Source organism: Nitrospirillum amazonense, from assembly GCF_007828045.1.
GTDB lineage: Bacteria > Pseudomonadota > Alphaproteobacteria > Azospirillales > Azospirillaceae > Nitrospirillum > Nitrospirillum amazonense_C.
Genome location: NZ_VITN01000010.1, coordinates 16,472 through 35,043, shown reverse-complemented (window position 1 = coordinate 35,043; position 18,572 = coordinate 16,472). Strand labels below are relative to the sequence as shown.

General features: G+C 66.3%; 12 protein-coding genes. 5 read left to right on the top strand and 7 right to left on the bottom strand.

Annotation, left to right across the window (positions count from 1 at the left end):
* Positions 1-7: 7 nt before the first annotated feature.
* The 5 genes from FBZ89_RS16485 to FBZ89_RS16465 all read left to right on the top strand — a co-directional run bounded on the left by FBZ89_RS16485 (position 8) and on the right by FBZ89_RS16465 (position 5,792).
* Positions 8-1,210: an acetyl-CoA C-acyltransferase gene (locus FBZ89_RS16485; protein WP_145613686.1), complete on the top strand. Its 1,203-nt coding sequence runs from the start codon at positions 8-10 to the stop codon at positions 1,208-1,210.
* A gap of 8 nt (positions 1,211-1,218) precedes the next feature.
* A complete protein-coding gene (locus FBZ89_RS16480) occupies positions 1,219-2,385 on the top strand; it encodes an acyl-CoA dehydrogenase family protein (protein ID WP_145751029.1) in 1,167 nt (388 codons plus the stop codon).
* On the top strand, positions 2,382-3,947 hold the full coding sequence (locus FBZ89_RS16475; protein ID WP_145613688.1) for a FadD3 family acyl-CoA ligase: 1,566 nt from the start codon (positions 2,382-2,384) through the stop codon (positions 3,945-3,947). Before FBZ89_RS16480 ends, FBZ89_RS16475 begins: the two co-directional genes overlap by 4 nt.
* A 113-nt stretch (positions 3,948-4,060) precedes the next feature.
* Positions 4,061-4,459 carry a VOC family protein gene (locus FBZ89_RS16470; protein ID WP_145613689.1) on the top strand — a complete coding sequence of 133 codons (399 nt, stop codon included), beginning with the start codon at positions 4,061-4,063 and terminating at the stop codon, positions 4,457-4,459.
* Positions 4,460-4,562: 103 nt separating this feature from the next.
* Entirely contained in the window at positions 4,563-5,792 is a 1,230-nt protein-coding gene (locus tag FBZ89_RS16465) for an NADH:flavin oxidoreductase (RefSeq protein ID WP_145613690.1), read from the top strand.
* Positions 5,793-5,904: 112 nt separating this feature from the next.
* On the opposite strand, the gene FBZ89_RS16460 is transcribed toward FBZ89_RS16465, so the two are convergent.
* The 7 genes from FBZ89_RS16460 to FBZ89_RS16430 form a co-directional block, all read right to left on the bottom strand.
* Positions 5,905-6,723: an IclR family transcriptional regulator gene (locus FBZ89_RS16460; protein WP_246134625.1), complete on the bottom strand. Its 819-nt coding sequence runs from the start codon at positions 6,721-6,723 to the stop codon at positions 5,905-5,907.
* A gap of 55 nt (positions 6,724-6,778) precedes the next feature.
* Complete coding sequence (locus FBZ89_RS16455; RefSeq protein ID WP_145613691.1) at positions 6,779-7,444, bottom strand: TetR/AcrR family transcriptional regulator; 666 nt, start codon at positions 7,442-7,444, stop codon at positions 6,779-6,781.
* A 109-nt stretch (positions 7,445-7,553) separates the two neighbouring features.
* Complete coding sequence (locus FBZ89_RS16450; protein WP_186455013.1) at positions 7,554-8,564, bottom strand: alpha/beta hydrolase; 1,011 nt, start codon at positions 8,562-8,564, stop codon at positions 7,554-7,556.
* Positions 8,565-8,596: 32 nt separating this feature from the next.
* Positions 8,597-11,074, bottom strand: a complete 2,478-nt coding sequence (locus FBZ89_RS16445; RefSeq protein WP_145751028.1) for an alpha-L-rhamnosidase-related protein — start codon at positions 11,072-11,074, stop codon at positions 8,597-8,599.
* A complete protein-coding gene (locus tag FBZ89_RS16440; protein ID WP_145751027.1) occupies positions 11,071-13,941 on the bottom strand; it encodes a glycosyl hydrolase in 2,871 nt (956 codons plus the stop codon). Before FBZ89_RS16440 ends, FBZ89_RS16445 begins: the two co-directional genes overlap by 4 nt.
* A 21-nt stretch (positions 13,942-13,962) precedes the next feature.
* Positions 13,963-16,170, bottom strand: coding sequence for a glycoside hydrolase family 3 C-terminal domain-containing protein (locus tag FBZ89_RS16435; protein WP_211107234.1), 2,208 nt, complete (start codon positions 16,168-16,170; stop codon positions 13,963-13,965).
* Between the two features lie 12 nt (positions 16,171-16,182).
* Entirely contained in the window at positions 16,183-18,495 is a 2,313-nt protein-coding gene (locus tag FBZ89_RS16430; RefSeq protein WP_145613695.1) for a TonB-dependent receptor, read from the bottom strand.
* Between the last annotated feature and the right edge of the window lie 77 nt (positions 18,496-18,572).

Genomic DNA, 18,572 nt, shown 5'->3' with positions numbered 1-18,572 from the left:
CCCTACCATGCGTGAAGCCGTCATCGTCTCCATCGCCCGCACCCCCATCGGGAAGGCCTACCGGGGCGCCTACAACGACACCGACGCGGCCGCCCTGTCCGGCCATGTCGTGGCGGAGGTCGTTCGCCGCGCCGGTATCGACCCCGCCTTGGTGGAGGATCTGATCCTGGGCTGCGCCTCACAGCAGGGCAACCAGAGCTATAACATCGGGCGCCTGACCGTGGCTTCGGCCGGCCTGCCGCAGAGCGTGGCGGGCATGAGCCTGGACCGGCAGTGCGGCTCCGGCCTGATGGCCATCGCCACCGCCGCCAAGCAGATCATGGTCGACGGCATGGACGTCGTCGTGGCGGGCGGCGTCGAGAGCATCAGTCTGACCCAAACCAAGCACAAGAGCACCTACCGCACCCGTTCTCAGTCGGTGCTGGCTCATATGCCGCACATGTGGATTCCCATGATCGAGACGGCGGAAATCGTCGCCGAACGCTATGGCGTGAGTCGGGAGGCGCAGGACGAATTCAGCCTGCAGAGCCATCAGCGTACGGTGGCGGCCCAGGCGGCCGGCCGCTTCGCGGCGGAACTGGCCCCCCTGCCCACCCGCAAAGCCGTCGTCGACAAGGAAACGGGCGAGACCTCCTACCAGGAAGTGACGCTGGGCGCTGATGAAGGCCCGCGGGCGGATACGACCCTGGACGGTCTGACCAAGCTGGCCCCGGTCTACAAGGACGGCGCGCTGGTGAAGGAGGGCCGCCATATCACGGCCGGCAACGCCTCTCAGCTGTCGGACGGGGCGGCCGCCGTGTTGCTCATGGAGGCCAAGCTGGCCGAACGCCTGGGCCTGGAACCGCTGGGTGCCTACCGCGGTGTCGCGGTCGCCGGTTGCGCCCCGGAGGAAATGGGCGTCGGCCCGGTGTTTGCGGTGCCCAAGCTGCTGGAGCGGACGGGACGCACCATGGCCGACATCGGCCTGTGGGAGCTGAACGAGGCCTTTGCCTCCCAGGCGCTGTATTGCCGCGATCGGCTGGGCATCGACAACGACCGCCTGAATGTGGATGGCGGCGCCATTGCCGTGGGGCATCCCTTCGGCATGACGGGCGCGCGCCTTGCCGGTCACTTGCTGGTCGAAGGCCACCGCCGGCGGGAGAAGTACGGTGTGGTCACCATGTGCATCGGTGGCGGCATGGGTGCCGCCGGCCTGTTCGAAATCTTCTGAGACAGCCCATGGACGACACCCCCGAACTTGAGCGCTTCCGTGCCGAGGCCGCGATCTGGCTGGAAAGCCAACTGGCCGGCCCGTTCCGCGACATCCGTGGGCTGAACAACCATGTCGACCTGATCGAACGGCGGCGTGATTGGGAACAGTGCCTGGGTGCTGCGGGCTGGAGCTGCGTCGGCTGGCCCGCCGCCTACGGTGGTCGTGACGCCAGCATCGCCCAGCAGGTCGTGTTCGCCGAAGAGTATGCCCGCGCCCGGGCACCCGCCCGCATCGGCCATATCGGCGTGGAACTGGCGGGCCCCACCCTGCTGGCCTTTGGCACCCCGGACCAGAAGAACCGCTTCCTGCCCGACATCGCCGCCGGCCGCGCCATCTGGTGTCAAGGCTATTCCGAACCCAATGCGGGGTCGGACCTGGCCAATGTGCGCACCAAGGCCCGGCGGGATGGCGAGCGCTACATCATCGATGGCCAGAAGATTTGGACCTCCATGGGCCAGATCGCCGACTGGTGCTTCGTGCTGTGCCGGACAGAGCCCGGGTCAGTCGGCAACAAGGGCCTCTCCTTCCTGCTGGTAAATATGCATCAGCCGGGCGTCACCGTGCGCCCCATCCGTCAGATGACGGGGGAGTCGGAATTCAGCGAGGTATTCTTCGATGGCGCGTTAGCCGAGGTCCGCGACCTGGTGGGCGCGGAAGGCGACGGTTGGCGGGTGGCCATGGGCCTGCTGGGGTTCGAGCGGGGGGTGTCCACGCTGGCCCAGCAGATGCAATTCCGCAATGAACTGGACGCCCTGATCGAATTGGCGAAGGAGAACGGCAAGGCCGCCGATCCACTGATCCGGCAACGCCTGGCCCAGGCGCAGATCGGCCTGCGCATCATGCGGTTCAATGCCCTGCGCCTGCTGGCCAACGCCGAGTCCGGCCAGTTGAGCCCGGAGGGCTATACCTACAAGCTCTACTGGTCCACTTGGCACCGCAATTTGGGCGAATTGGTCATGGATGTCGCCGGCCCGGCGGCGGAGATCGGTGAAACGGCGGAACGCTTCCCGCCGCTGACCACCATGTTCCTCATGTCACGGGCCGACACCATCTATGCCGGCACCAACCAGATCCAGCGCAACATCATCGCCGAACGCGCCCTGGGCCTGCCACGGGAGGCGCGCGGGCCATGACCCTTGCCACCCCGGCGCTGCCGGAGACCCTGCCCGCGATCGCCGCCCGCGCCGCACGCCTTTGGCCGGACAAGGCAGCCCTGATCGACGGCGGACGCACCTGGACCTTCGCCGGCCTTTACAACCAGGTACGCCGGGCCGCAGCCGCCTATCTGGCGTGGGGAATCCATAAAGGGGACGTGGTCGCCCTGTGGGCACCCAATCGGATCGAATGGATCGTGGCCGCCCTGAGCGCCCAGGCCGCCGGCGCCATCCTCACCCCCCTGAACACCCGGTTGAAGGGGCGGGAGGCCGCCGACATCCTGCACCGTTCCCGGGCCCGCTTGCTGGTGACGGTGGGTCACTTCCTGGGCGTGGACTACCCGGCCCTGCTGGCTGGCGAGACCCTGCCCGCCCTTCAGGGCATCGTGACCTTGGACGGCAACGGGCCGGGGGGATGGGAGGCCTTCCTGGAGCGCGGACCGGGACCGGATGACCCGGCCGTCGATGAGGCCATGGCACGGGTGACCGGCCAGGATCCATCCGACATCCTCTTTACCTCGGGCACCACCGGCGCGCCCAAGGGGGTGGTGAGCGGCCACCTTCAGACCATCAGGCTGTTCCAAGCCTGGTCCGATGCCGTCGACCTGCGGGTGGACGACCGGATGCTGATCATCAATCCGTTCTTTCACACCTTCGGCTACAAGGCCGGCTGGCTGGCGGCCCTGATGATGGGGGCGACCAGCCTGCCGCTGGCCCAGTTCGACATGGTGGAAGTCGCGCGCCTGATCCGTGAGGAAGGCGTCAGCTTCCTGCCCGGCCCCCCCACCATCTTCCAATCCCTGCTGGCCGAGCAGCACAGGCTGGGCACCGACCGGACGTCGTTGCGCGTCGCCGTCACCGGAGCCGCCACTGTCCCCCCCATCCTCGTCGCGCGGATGCAGACGGAGCTGGGGTTCCAGCGGGTGGTGACGGGGTATGGCATGACCGAGTGCGGCGCCATCGCCATGTGCCGCGCGGGCGACAGCGTGGACCGCATCGCCACCACCTGTGGCCGGGCGCTGGATGGGCTGGAGGTGGTTTGCGCCGACGACCAGGGGCGGCCCCTGTCTCCTGGAGAAACCGGGGAAATTCTGGTGCGTGGCTTCGGCGTCATGCAGGGCTATCTGGACGACCCCGCCGCCACGGCGGAGGCAATCGACACCAAGGGCTGGCTGCACACCGGTGACATCGGCACGTTGGACGCCGACGGCTATCTGCGCATCACCGACCGCAAGAAGGACATGTACATCACCGGGGGCTTCAACTGCTATCCGGCGGAGATCGAGAAGCTGCTCTGCGCACACCCCAAGGTGGAGATGGCCGCCGTGATCGGCGTGCCGGATGAACGCCTGGGCGAAGTGGGCCGCGCCTTCCTGGTACTGCGCCCGGGAGAACAGGCCGAAGCCGACGAGATCGTCGCCTGGTCCAAGGCCAACATGGCCAATTACAAGGTGCCGCGGAGCGTCGTGTTCCTAACCAGCCTCCCCAAGAATGCGGCCGGGAAGGTCATGCGCAAAGACCTGAAGCCCCCCGCCTCTTAGGAAAGAGACCCAGGTCCCGGGCCGGTCCAGGCCTTATATAGAAGTAAGTATTCACTTATCATAGCCAAACGCCGTCGCCTTCGATCGCGTCCAAAAAGCCAAGGGAGGATCTTATGTACAACCAATTCGGCTTCACCAAGCTGCTGGTTTGGGACCTTGAAGCCACCGCCGCCTTCTACAAGGCGGTCAGCGGCATGGAAGAGCTGGCCCGCGTGGACGATGAAATCGCCGGCCGCAAAATCCAGGAAATCCTGTTCAAGCCCAGCCACGAGGGCGCCGCCACCTTCGTCCTGTTGAAGTTCGTCGATGCCCCCCGCCCGTCCAAGGACGAGGTCATCCTCGGCTTCATCACCGACGATGTGGACGCCTTCGCCCGGCGCGCCGTCGCGGCCGGCGGGACCGAAGTCCAGGCCGCCCGCGACATGCCCGCCCATGGCGTGCGCGTCGCCTTCGTCACCGATGTCGAGGGGCACCTGATCGAGGTTGTGCAGATGCTGCAACCGGCCGGCTAACACGGCGACCGTCGCAGGCAACGGCCCCCTTTCCCGCTGGCGCTTCCACGGGATGCGGATGGCCGTTGCCCTTCGTCCTCACACCGGTCAGGCGGACACAGCCATGGCAAACGCCTTCGCATCCCTCAAGGTCGGGCCCCTCACGCTGCCCAACCGTTTCATCCGATCCGGCGCCAACGAGATGATGACCAAGGGCTGCGTACCGACGCAGTCCTTGCTGCAATTCCATGAGCGTCTGGCCGCGGGGGGCGTGGGCCTGACCACGCTCGCCTATATCGCCGTTTCGCCCGATGGCCGGACCTTCACTGACCAGGGCGTCATGAACGCAGCCACGGTCAGCCACTACCGCGCCATCACCGACGCCATCCACGCCCAGGGCGGAAAGGCATCCGCCCAGATCACCCACGGGGGCAGTTTCGCCCAACATAAGGAACTGACCACCCGGCGGGCCATGTCGGCCAGTGGTGGCCTGGACAAGATCGGCCTGATGCTGGGGCGCCCTTTCCAGCACGCCATGACCCGGGGCGACATGGAACAGGTGCGGGGAGAATTCGTGCGGGCCGCCCAACTGGCCGCCGAAGCCGGTTTCGACGCCGTGGAGCTGCACATGGGCCACGGCTACCTGCTGAACCAGTTCATCTCCCCCTTGTCCAACAAGCGGCGTGACGCCTATGGCGGTTCCGCCGCCGGCCGTGCCCGTTTCCCGGCGGAGGTGCTGGCCGCGGTCAAGGCGGCCGTGGGTCACAAGCTGGCCGTATTGGCCAAGATCAACCTCTACGACGGGGCCAAGGGCGGGGCCACGGTGGATGACGCCATCGTCACCGCCCAGGTGCTGGAGCTGGCCGGCGTCGACATGCTGGTGCTGTCGGGCGGCCGCAACATCGAATCCCCCTGGGTGATCTTTTCCAGCCCCCTGCCCTATGACGACTTCCTGGCCGGCAAGCCCAGCCTGGCAACCCGCCTGCAGTTCCAACTGCTCAAGATGGCGACGCCCAAGTCACTGCGCTTCTCCGAGCTATATTTCCTTGAGGCTGCGCGGCGGGTGCGGGCTGCTGTGTCTTGCCACCTGGGCTATCTGGGTGGCGTGCTGTCCCTGTCCGCTGCCGACAAGGTGCTGAGGGAAGGGTTCGACACCGTGGTCATCGCCCGAGCCCTGATCCACGACCCGGAGCTGGTGCGGCGTTTTCGCGAGAACCCCGCCCATCGCAGCGGCTGCACCGCCTGTAACCGCTGTGTCGCCGCCATGTACGGCCCTTCAGGCACCCATTGTCCCTTGACCGACAACGCCATCAGCGCGGCGCTGAACCAAGTGCCGGCGGGAGCCTCTGGCTAGCCAACCTCGCCGGTTGCCGTCAGGGCCGGGCGAACATACCCCGCACCTGCCGGTCCAGGACCGCCTGGCCCCCCCCGGGAGCGCAACGATGTAGCCTAAGAGGGAATTCGGCTCAGAGCCGCCCCCTACGCGGGCGCCGGCGGCCGGCACGCTCCGTCCAGCCCAAGTCCTTGCTGATGTCCTCAGCCGCTGTGCGGACCTGCTCGGCCAAGGCCTCCATGCGCTCGTCCGCCATGTACTGGGCGGCGCTGGAGACGCTGAGGGCGGCCACAATCTCACCGCTGGCCCCCCTTATGGGCGCGGCGACACACCGGATCTGGTCTTCGTTCTCTTCCAGGTCGAAGGCATAGCCCTTGGCGCTGTAGATGCGCATGCGCTCCAGCCACACGGCCATGCCAGTGGTATAGCCGCGCACCTCATAGAACCCCCGCCAAGCCGCCTCGTCATGGTCCAACACCAGGGCCTTGCCCAGGCCGGTGGAGATGATGGGGTGACGTTCGCCCACCCGTGAACCGATGACCACGCGGCGGCGCCCGGGCACCTTGTCCAGATACAACGCCTGGGTCCCGTCCAGGATGCCCAGATGCACCGTATCCTCGGTTTCCGCCGCAAGCCGCTCTATATGCGGGCGGGCCACACTGGGCAGGTGCATCTGCTGATGCGCGGACCAGCCCAGTTCCAGCAACTTGGGTCCCAGGGCGTACCCCTCCCGCGCCACGAAGGTGAGATATCCGCGCTCCACCAGGGCGGACGCCAGCCGATGGGCCGTGGACTTGGTCAGGCCGAGACGTTCGGACAAGGCGGGAAAAGTGGTGACGCCATCGGCCACGGCGTCGATCACGTCCAGCCCCCGCAACAAGGTCTGGCTGCCCGAGGGTTGGGCCGTGCTTTTCCCCTCCTCGTCCATTTCCACCTGGTCCGCCTTTTTCAAAACCGACTACTCCTGCCCTTACAAATTGACGCCACGCCACCCGCAGCCGCCGACGTCACCAAGCCAGGCGACCTTGGAGAAAGATGGCGACGAAGCTGCGTATGGTTGTCTCGACCTCGTCGTCCGAAATCGGCCCACACCACCGGATACGCATCCACCAGCCCGTGAAGAGCCCCATAAACGCGACGGCCGCATTGCGCGCATCGCGAACCGGCACACCGTCCTGAATGGACGCAGCCGTCAGAATGGAGATGACGTGCGCCAGGCTGACCTCGAACGTGGTGTCGAAGAAAAGCTTGGCCACCTCAGGGAACTTTCGCCCCTCGGTATGCAGCAGCCCCTCAAAGGCCATGACCTCGGGATCGGACATGCTGCGCACGATGGTGCGGGCGAAATGCTCAAGACGCGGCGCCAGTCCGCTGCCCGGCGCCGGCTCGGGCGTGAAACGCATCGACCACACCTCCACCCGGGAAGAGCAGACGGCCTTGAACAGATCCGCCTTGGAAGGATAGCGCGCATAAAGCGTTCCCTTGGAAACCCGGGCCGTTTCTGCCACCGCCTCCATCGAAGCGCCGCTATAGCCGGCGGTCAGGAAAATGCCCGTCGCCGCCTCCAGGATGGCCGCGTCGATGGCACGGACCTGAGCCTGCGTCGGTCGGCCAGCCCCCGTCCGCTGGCGAGGGGCTGGCGTCGTCGTCATGGTATCCAAGGTGTCGGACATTGCAGCCTATCTCGATCGCTATTGGGATGGGGGGGCACGACCGGAATTCGGACGTTTCCGGTCGATTATACCGTGAAACCGGCCCCCTGGCGCAACTCCGTCAACGGCATCAGCGGGATCTGAGATGCCGGTTCCAAAAATTCACCACGCGCTTCATGGCGGCCACATTCTCCGGCGCGCCGGGTGCCATGGGCTGGAAGACGTGGATCATGCCTTCGTAGAGGTCCAACGTGGTGTCCACGCCCCCGGCCACCATGGCCTGGTAGTGGCGCACCATGTTGCTGAGGAAGATTTCGCGGGTACCGCCCTGGATCAGCGTCGGGGGAAAGCCCCGGGCGTAGTCTCCGTAGACAGGTGAGACGTACGGGTTCTTCTGATCGGCGGGATCGGCGTAGGCCGCCGCACTCAAAGCCAGGCGGTCCATGCTCAACGCCGGATCGAAGCTGGCCAGGGTACGGTAGGTATCACCCGTAGCGGTAACGTCCGACCACGGCGACCAGAGCAAGACGGCCCCCGGCAGGGGGGTGCCCGCGTCGCGCAGCTTCAGAACGGTTCCCGCCACGATGGAGCCCCCAGCGGAGTCTCCGAAGATGCCGATCCCCTGCGGCAACCGCCCCTGGGTCAGCAGAGCGCGATACACCGCCGCCACCTGGTCGGTTGTCCCTTGCCAGCGCTGCTGCGGCGCCAGGGTATAGTCGACGGAAATGACCCGCATCCGGCTGCGGTTCGCCATGAGGCCCGAGGAGAACAGGGTCGAGCGGGCCGAAAGGCTGGTGAAGCCGCCGCCATGGACATAGATCAGCAGACGCCCGTCGTCCACCCAGTCCTTGGGCGTGATGGTCAGGGTGGGCACACCGCCTATTAGGCTGGCCTCCACCGTCACCCCATAGGCCGCGGTGACGCCGGACGCCATCTTTTGCATCTGCTCGTCAACCGCATCTTGCTGCTGCTTCCATGCCGCGAGGTCATTAAGGGCGGGCTGCGGCGCCTCCGCCGCCTTGAACCCCGTCACGGTCGGCCACATCCGCTGCCAGGCGGGCGACAGCGTATCGGGCGGAACGCGGGCCGGGTCCACCGGGGCGGTCTGGCCGAAGGCGGCCCCGCCCGCAACAGCGACCATCAGAGCAATCACCAGCCCCGATAAGCGCCTCATCACCGTTCCTCCCGCCGAGGGGCCGGCACGCTCAAGTGCGTCTCCACAGCATCCAAGGGATAAGTGCGCCCTTGCCAGACGAACTCACCGGGCAGGTCTTTCGGTCGCCGGATGTCAGCCACCATCTTGGCGCCGACCACGCGATAGCGGATGGTCACCGCGCCATGCGGCGTCGCGGCCGTCGCATCCAGTTGGGTCAGGGCCCCCAAGGCGGGCTGAATCCGGACGGCGGCATATCCCGGGGCGCCGGGCTGGATGCCGGCGACGATATCCAACAGGTCCGCGGTGGGATGAGCGCTCCAGGCATGGGTGTCGGAGCGCGTGTTGCCCCGCTCCTCCGGCCAGGTGGTGTAGTGAAGCGCCAGTAGGTCACGCCACGTCTGCAGCAGCGCGTGGTAGTCATCCGCCAGGCCGGCATGAACGAAGGCCTGCGCCAGATACCAGGCGAAGTAGTAGCTGCTGACGTACATCCCATCCGGGGCATCGATACCGCCACCGGCCTTGGTGATGCGTCGCAGGATCGCCGGCGCCTCCTCCGGCGTCGCGACGTCATAGAGGACCGCCAGGGTATTGGTGTGCTGGCTGAAAACGTCGCCATCGGGATTGTCGGCGTAGAGCCCGCGTCCCGCCTGCCAGCAACGCGCCCGGAGCGCCGCCCGCACGGCGTCGGCACGGGCCGTGTCCGCCGCCGCCTGGGCCAGATCCCCCAGCGCCTTTTCCAACGCCGCCCCTTGGCGCAGCGCCCCCAGCCAGCTGACGGACATCAGGCAGCTTTCACCATCCTTGCCATAGGAGGGGAACTTGGTGCGATCGGTCGCCGGCTGCCCCGCCCAGTCGATGAAGTTCCACTGCGGATTCTTGGTCAGCAAACCGGACGGCGCCTGATAGCGCTCGAACCAATGCAGCACCTTGCGCATGCGGTCCAGGTGCCGCACCACCGGACCGGTGTCCGGCTGTTGCATCCACCAATCATGCAGCATCCCTACCCACAACAGGGAGAAGGGGGCGATAGCGTTGCTGTTGCGGACCGGGTAAGCCCCTTCAACGAGCCCATCATCCACGTCCGACTGGGCGAAGGCGTCGATCGCCTGTTCCGCCAAGCGGGGATCCCCGCCGACAGCGTAGCTGATCAGCGCCTGAAGCCGGGTGTCGCCGACATACTGGTTCTGTTCCCAGAACGCCGTGTCCATATAGGTTTCATGCGCGTCTACACGCGCCGTGCGCCAGCCGACCTGCCAGATATGGTCAAGCACCGGGTCGCTGCTCTTGAAACTTCCGATCTGCTGGAACGGGTAGCCGGTTTCGAAGACCCGCAGGCCGTCCAGGGTCAGTGGTTCACCCTGCGTCACCACGTCGATATCGAGATAACGCCATGTCCGCCACCACAGCGGCTGGAAAACTCGCCGCCCGCCGTCGGCGGTGAACGTATCCCAAATGCCGACGGCCTTCCGGTCGTCCACCAGATCGCGATCCGCCTTCTTGAACTGATCGTCGTAAAGGGCCTCGGCATAGGTCTGTTTGATGACCGCGTCCTTGCCGCCGCTCACCGCCAATTCCGGATAGGCCGAGATCATCGCGTCCCGGCGGAGCAACAGCTTGACGTGGGTATTGGCCGGCACGGTGACGGCATGGCCGGGGAATGCTTTCCCCCCGTCGAGATCGCTGCGCACCACCGTTCCGGCTGGTACCGGCGCATACTCCTGCTGCGGCAGGCGGTCGATCGTCAGCGTACGGGCCGCGGCCCCTGGTGCCGGCACGGCCTCCCGCCAATCGCCCTTGGGTTCCGCCACCGCCATCCAGTCCCAATTGGCCTTGGCGGCGTCGATCACCTCGGGCGAGCCTGCGACATAGAACCAGCGACGCACCTGGCGATAGCCGTTGACAGCCGACCGCCCACCGTCCACCGCAACCCGCCAGCCGGCCTGATCGGTACCGACAGCGGCCGCGGGGCCATCACCCCGCAGGCGGAAGCCGGTATCGACACTCTGCTGGAAAATGGGGGCCGTCTGGGAAAACAACTCGCCGCCGGCCGCCGCCCGCTTTTGCGCGTCCGTGGCATTGGACGGCAGCACCGGCGGCGGCTTCACGAAGTTCCAAACCTCCGCCGCGATCACGTTCCGGCCCGGCCGCAGATACGGCGCGAGATCCAACGCCTCCATCCGCCAATGAGCGATGTCGCCGGTGGAGGGCCCCATGGCCACCCGCACACCGTTGACATAGAGGTTGAACCGGTTGTCAGCCGTCACTGTGACCGGGAAGGCCGCCGGCACCGCGGCCAAGTCGAACGTCCGCCGGAAATCGAGAACGATGGGACGTTCCCTGACGGCGGCATCGGGATGGGTGATCCATCCCGATGCTGAAGCAGCGGCGCCCTGGCCCTCTGCCGACACAGCGGCGCCCTGGGCGGCAGCCGGGCCCGTCGGCGCGGCCAAACACAGCGCCAGGATACGGGCCAGGGTGATGGACGGAAGCCTCATTGCATAACCTCCACCTCGACGGGGCCGACCAAGCCGGCGGGGACAGGCTTCAGCAGCTTGAAGCCAGGCGCCTTGGCATCGACCATGGCGTTCTGCGGTGTGTTCAGGACGGCGATCTCCAGGGCGTTGCGACCGGGCCGCAGCGCCGCCGTCACATCCACCTTGAAGGGCTGGGTGACCAGCGGCTGGAAACGATGGCCATTGATGGTCACGACCGCCATGTCATGGACTTCGCCCAGGGCCAGAAGGACGCGCCGCCCCTTGCCCAGCCAGGATCGCTCCACCTCCAACGTGTGTTGGTATGTCCCCTCGCCCGCGAAGTCGCCCAGTTCAGCGGTTTGCGACCAGTCGCCCAGGGAGGTGATCGTCAGCGGCCGGCTGACCGACGCCCCCTTGGGACCATGGCCATTCACCGCCAAGGTCCAGCCATCCTTGGGCAATGCCTTATGGGTCACGAGAACCGGTGCCGGGGCGGGCAGCGGCGGCAAGCGGGTATCCTGCACCAGCAGCGCGCTGGCGCCAGCCGGCAACGTCAGGGGAACCGCCGTGCCATCGCCCGCGGGCTGGACGCCGCTGGACGCCGTGATGGTACCATCCAAGGCGTTCCAGCGGGTGACAGCGCCACGACCCGGCAACACCAAACTGGCGTCGCGAGACTGCCCACCGGCGTTGTGCAGGAAGGTCACCAACTGGTCCCCCACGCGACGCTGCACGTAGACCACATCCGTGGGATCGGCCGTGAAGCGCAAGTTGGCCGGCACCTGGATCAGGCGCAAGGCATCCACCACGCCGTCGGCCGGCACGACACGAGCGCCGGCCTTCAGGGTAGCCGCCACAGCCGCCCGGACGCGGGCATCCCGGGCCTCATGGTTGGCCAGCCCCTCATCACGGCTGGGCACATGATCGGCGAAGACAACCGGCAGCCCGGCCTGGGCGAAGGCGGCGACCTGTTCCGCCGTCTCGGCCGCGATACCGTCCACCGGGGGCAGGACCAGAACCGGGTACCGGGCGCCCCCGGCGGAAACCAGTTGATGGTCTTCCACGCGGGCGTGGGCCAACGCATCGGGATTGACGCGGTCGAAGTCGTAGCCGCCGGCGAGGAAACGGCGTTGCGCCAGCTCGGCGTCCGCGCCCCGATCCTCGATGCCGGCATAGTAGCCGACCTGGCCGTAGAAATAAGCCACCGGCACCACGGGCTTGCCCTGGCGCAGCACCGCCTGGGTACGGGCGAAATAGGCCGCCAGCGTGGGCACGCCGGCCCAGATCGGGTTGGTCTCGTTGACCATGGTGCTGAAACCGAGCGCGAATGCGCTGGGCTGGAAGGCGTGCCAGCCGGGCCACGCCACGCCATCACGCCGATAATTGGTGCCGTGGATCACCAGGCTGTTGACGCCGCTGGCGAAAATCAGGTCCGCCCGCTGGCGCAATTCGTCGGGCGTGACTGAATAAGGGCGATCCTTCCAGCACAAGCTTTCCGCCGACACGATGGCCCGACCATAGAGATCGGCGGCGGAGCGGGCGAAGCGCATGAAATAGGGATCGGCCCCCGCCAGATCCTCCGTCTCCGGTATGTCGGCGACGCCATAGCCCCGGACAATGTCGAGCGCGCCGCCATGTGCCTGGAACTTCGCCTGAAGGCCGTGCGCATGATTCCAGGCGACGAACGGATCGACAAAGCCATCGAACATCAGGTCGGAGACGGTGCGGCGGTAGTCGGCCCGCACACGCTCCGCCGTGCTGTCCCCCGCCTCGAAATAGGGGGGCGACCAGTATTCCCCCCAGGCCTGCATCCAGCCCGGCTGCAGCACCAGGGGCAGATAAGGGGTAAGGTCATAGCCGCGGCGCTTCTTGAATTCCGCCAGGAAATTCTCGGTCCAGGGCAGATCCTGCATCAGCTCCAGGCTGTCCACGAAGGTGGAGCGGACCGCGGAAAAGGCGGGACCCAGAGCCGACGGCAGCGGGTCCGCCACCCGCGCCACATGGGCGGCGAAGGCGGACGGGTCCATATGGTCCAGGGTCAGCTGCGGCCCCTCACCGGTACCCGCCAGGATCCCCATGTTGACGGCATACTGTTTGAAGACGAAGACCTGCCAAGTCCCCGCCGGCGGTGTCCAATCCAGCGTGCCGTCGTCCCGCAGCTTGTCGGTCAGCACCAACGCACTGCCTTCGTCCAACTTCCCGGGCGTATCCACATGACGCCAGGGATAGAGGACCAGACCTTGGGCGGGAGGTGCCGGCTGCAGTGCCGGGCCGTTGCCCTTGACGGCGATCACCGCCACGATCTTGGCCCGCGCGTCCAGCCGGGCCGGCCAGTCCGCCACCCTCGGATCCTTGCCCCGGGGATCAAAGCCCGAAATGGCGCCCATGCGCTTGGTCCGGCTGGGGATGGCCACCTTGACCGGCCCCTTGCCGCCGCTGACCTCGGTGAACGCCATGGTCAGCTCCACGTAGGCCTTTTCCGGCGGAATGGCGAAGCCACCACCCGACGGCCACGCGGACCCCAGCGTGTAGTCGAGGGTCAGTCCCCGTGCCGACGCCTCCTCGGCCGCGGCCTTCACATGGGCGAAGAACGGCGGGGTGGCATAGCCGTTGATCGTGTCACGCTCCGCCTGGCTGAGGCCAGGCACACCGGGATTGAAGGACTGGATTTCGGCACCGCCGAATCCCGCCTCATCCAGCACCTTGATTTCGCGCCGCAACTCGTCGGCGTTCACAGCGTCGCCCGGCCACCACCAGCGCAGACGCGGCCGCATCTCCTTGGGCGGCGCCTGAAACACCTGCTCCAAGGTCTGGGCCTTACCCGCTTGGGCCCCGAAGAGAAGGGCCAGGGCACAGGCCCCTGCCAGAAGAGGGTGCCACCTGCTCATCACGCGTTTCCTTCCCAGGGATCAGGGCTTTATTGTTTGCCGGCCAAGATGGGTCATACCTGCCAACGCCACATCCTCAGCGGATGCGCCGACCTCAACGCGATAGTCGCCCGCCGGGACCACCCAGCGCTGGGCCTTGGCATCGAAATCACCAATGACGCGGGGATCGGCCGTGACGGTAACCTCGCGGCTTTCCCCCGGCTTCAGCGTCGGCTTGTCCCAGCCGATCAGACGCTTGGCCCGGCCGTTGCGCGAAACATAGACCTGAGGCACATCTGCCCCTTCACGGCCGCCGGTGTTCGTGACAGTGAACCGCACCCGCAGCGTGTCGCCGCCGGCGACCTTCAGCCCGTCATAGTGGAAACGGGTATAGCTGAGGCCGTAGCCGAAGGCGTAGAGCGGCCGTGCGCCGGTCTTGGCGAACCACCGGTACCCCACGTCGGACCCTTCGGGATAGCTGATGTCAAACGGCTTCAGCCCCGCCTGGATACCGTAAACCGCCCGCGTCTCCTTATCCGCTGGCTGGGCGTCACCACCCGGCAGCATGGGGTTGGGCAGTTGCTTCTCGCTGGCCGGGAAGGTGATCGGCAGGCGCCCGGAAGGGTTGACGGCCCCGGTCAGCACCCGCGCGATGGCCTCACCCCCCCGCTGGCCCGGGAACCAGGCGGCCAGGATGCCCTGCACCTGATCCCGCCATGGCATGCTGACGGCATTGCCCGTTTCCAGCACCACGACCGTTCGGGGATTGGCCGCCGCGACGGCGGCGATCAGCGCGTCCTGCCCGTCCTCAAGCGCCAAGTCCTTGGCGTCTTCCGCCTCGGTCGCCCACTTCTCCACGAACACGATCGCCACATCGGCATCACGCGCCAGAGCGGCCGCCGCCGCTGGATCATGGCCGTCGTTGAACTCCACCGACGCGTCCGGGCGCCCAGCCCGCAGCGCCGCCAGCGGTGACGACGGACCGTAGCTGCGGCTGGCGAAGGACGAAGCCCCCGTCCCCGGGCGCTTGACCACCAGCGCGAAGCCACCCACTGGGGTGACCTGACTGGAGCCACCGCCGGACAGGACGCCGATATCCGCATGCCCGCCGATGACGGCGATGCGCTTGGCGGTGGCCGCCAGGGGCAGGACATCCCGCTCGTTGCGCAGCAGGACCATGCCGGCTTCCGCCGTCGCCTGCGCCACGGCGGCGTGGGCGTCGTAGTCGATGGAACCGCCCGGGACGGCCGGGTTGTCGATGACGCCGCGCGCGAACAGGGTCCGCACGATGCGCCGCACGGCGGTATCCACCGCCGCCTGCGGAACCCGCCCCTGCGCGATCTCTTCCTCCAGCGAAGCGGAGAAATACTTCTTCAGGTCCAGCTGGTCGCCCGACTGCTGATCCAGTCCATGGACCAAGGCTTCGGTGGAGTGGACCGCCCCCCAGTCCGACATGACCCAGCCCTTGAAGCCCCAATCGCGCCGCAGGACGTCATTCAACAGGAAGGGATTCTCACAGGCGTAGACGCCGTTGACCCGGTTGTAGCCGCACATGACCGAGCCCGGATCGCCAGTCTCGATGCCAATCTGGAAAGCAAGCAGGTCGCTCTCGCGCATGGGCGTTTCCGCCATGGTGACCGACAGGACGTTTCGCCCCGTCTCCTGGTCGTTCATAGCGAAATGTTTGATGGTGGCGACGATATGATTGGATTGCACGCCGGCGATGGCGCGCCCCACAAGCCGGCCCGCCAGCAGAGGGTCCTCCCCCAGATACTCGAAATTGCGCCCGCCACGCGGGTCGCGCACCAGGTTCACCCCGCCGGCCAACATGACGTTGAAACCCTTGGCATGGGCCTCCGCGCCGATCATGGCACCGCCGCGATAAGCCACCTCCGGGTCCCAACTGGAGGCGACCGCCAATCCGGAAGGAAGGGCGGTCGCAACGTCGCCGGGCCGCTGATTGTTCAGGTTCGACACGCCCAGGCTGGCGTCGGTTTCCGTGAGGGCGGGGATGCCCAACCGGGGGACGCCGGCTACATAACCGGCGCCGATCACGACACCGTCCGGACGCTTGGACCGCTGGACCAGCGCCAACATCGGCCCATGCAACAGGCTCATTTTTTCGTCCTGGGTCATCTGCTCCAGGAGGGCCTGGGCCTTGGCGTCGGCCTGCGACGGGGTTTCCCCCGCCGCAGCCCAGCCCGCCATCATTGCCAACCCGGACACAGCGGCGGCCATGGCAAAACGCATGCTGACGCTCCTTTACTGGCCGAAGGTGTAGCGGAGGTTCAGACCGAACTCCCGCGGACGCACCAGCGTCCCGACGGCGTAGCCCGACGCGTAGTAGCTGTAGTCCACCTGCGCGGCGCCGCGGGTCGTCAGCGTGGAGACGTCCGCCAGATTCTTCGCGAAGACCGAAACCTCATAGGCCCCGTCCTTGTCGCGCAGCCCCAGGAACAGGCTGTTGTTGATCAGGTCGCTGTAGCTGATGTTCTGGAAGGGGTCCGTCCGCTTCGGGATATAGTTCACGAGGCCGCGCACGAAGCCTTCGTTGTTGCCCCACAGCGGAACGGCATATTCGAAGTTGGCGCTCAAGCTCCAGTCCGCCTGATCACTCAGACGGCCATTCAGGCGGCAGAAGGCGACCTGCTGCCCCATCGGCACCGACGGCGTGCCGACCGAGTCCGCGACACCATCGCCGTTGTAGTCGTTGCAGGGCGCCAGCGCGTTCTTGAACTGGGTACTGTTGTAGGTTCCGCTCAACCCGAACTGCAGATGCTCGGTGATCTGCCCGGCCAGGGTAGCCTCGAACCCCCGAACCTGGGCGTCGGCGTTGAAGGTGAAGGCCGCGTTATTGTCCGGAATGCCGTTACGCGCGGTCGATACCGACAGGTAGGAACCGGTATAGGCCTGGTAGTTCTGGAAGTCCTGCTGGTAGGCGCTCAACGTGAAGCGCAGCTTGCGGTCCAGCAGTGCACCCTTCAGGCCGATTTCATAGGAGTCGGACTTCTCGGGCTTGTACAGCAGCAGGCTTTGGTCGAGGGCCGCCGTCGTCGCGATGACGCCACCCGGACGATAAGAGCGGCCATAGCTGAAGTAGGCCGTCAGATCGCGGCTGAAGTCATGCTTGTAGCTGGCCGATCCCGTGAACTGGCCGGAAATCCCCTTCTGCATGTCAGGCGCGATCCCGGCCTGCGTAATGGGATTGGGGCCGAAAATGGGGCCGCTCAGGGTTTGATTGAAGGCGTGGTCGAAGTGCTGCTCCTGATAGCGGCCGCCAACCTCGATCAAATCGCTGTCCGTGATCTTAAAACGGTGATCGGTGAAGATCGCATAATCCTGGATGGAGGCGGGAGCATCGATCCCCACATTGAAGACGCCAAAAGACAGCGGCGGCATCGGCGTGGGGGACAGCGCGAAGGGCAATATCTGAGCCTGGTTCACGCTGGTCGGGGAATTGACGTTGTCATAGTAGACGCCGACCAGGTAGTTCCAGAAATCCCGCCCCTGGGATGTCAGGCGCAGTTCCTGTGAGACCTGATGGATATTGGTATTCACATACTGCATCTGGGAGTAGTTCGGGATCGACCCTCCCCGCGCCAAGTCGGACACCCGGTCATTGCTGATCTGCTGATATCCACCCACGTAGTTGATGGCGACGCCACCCAGATCCAGCTCGCCCGTCAGCGTGGTCACGTTGCCAGTGTAGTGGTATTCGGTCGGCCCATTGGTCAGCGAAACGCGATCCCCGGGTGTCAGGTAGGGCGTCGCCGTGGAGCCACCGACGGAGAAGGCGATCGGGTTGGCGACCGTGTAGTTGTCCATGAACTGGTGGGTCAGGACGAAGGTCAGGTCTTCGGTCGGCTTGAAGGCCAAGCTGGCGCGAACACTGCGGGTCTTGTCACCGTCGTCGCTGCCATTGCGGATGTTGTGCGCATCGGCCGCGTCATTGCGGTCGAACAGGCCGGCGATGCGGAAGGCCAGCTTGCCATCAACGATCGGCGCCCCGACGGCGGCCTGAGTGTTGATGCCATCCTGGGTCGTGAAGGTCTGCTGAACGTAGCCGCTGACCTTGTCCAGGTCCGGCTGCCGGCTGGCGATGGTGATGGCGCCGGAGGGCGAGGTACGGCCCCGCAAGGTTCCCTGCGGCCCGCGCAACACCTCGATCTGCCCGATGTCGTACAGGCTGCGGAAGGCGCTGTTGGTGTCCAGCGGGGTCTCGTTGAAGTAGACGTTGACCGTCGGCTGCGTGCCAGAGTTCGGATCGAAACCGACACCACGCACGGTGATGGAATTGGTGTTCGGTTCTTTGGAATCCAGGCTGAGGCCCGGGGCCAACTGCTGGATATCCGAGAACTCGCGCAGGTTCAGCTTGTCGACCGTGTCACCCGTCACCACGTCGACGGACTTCGGCACATCCTGCAGGCGCTCGGCGCGCTTCTCGGCCGTCACGATGATTTCCATCAGGTCATCACTGGGCGCCTGCTCCGCTGCGGCGACCTGGGCAAAGGCGGGCGAGGCAACGCCAGCGGCCATCATGGTCGAGACAAGCAGAATGGATTTTAGATCGCGCAAAATTGTGCCCTCCCTTGCGGCTACGCTCTATATGGCGCCGCCGTTTTCCCTAATTATGGGATGGCATCTTACTTTTT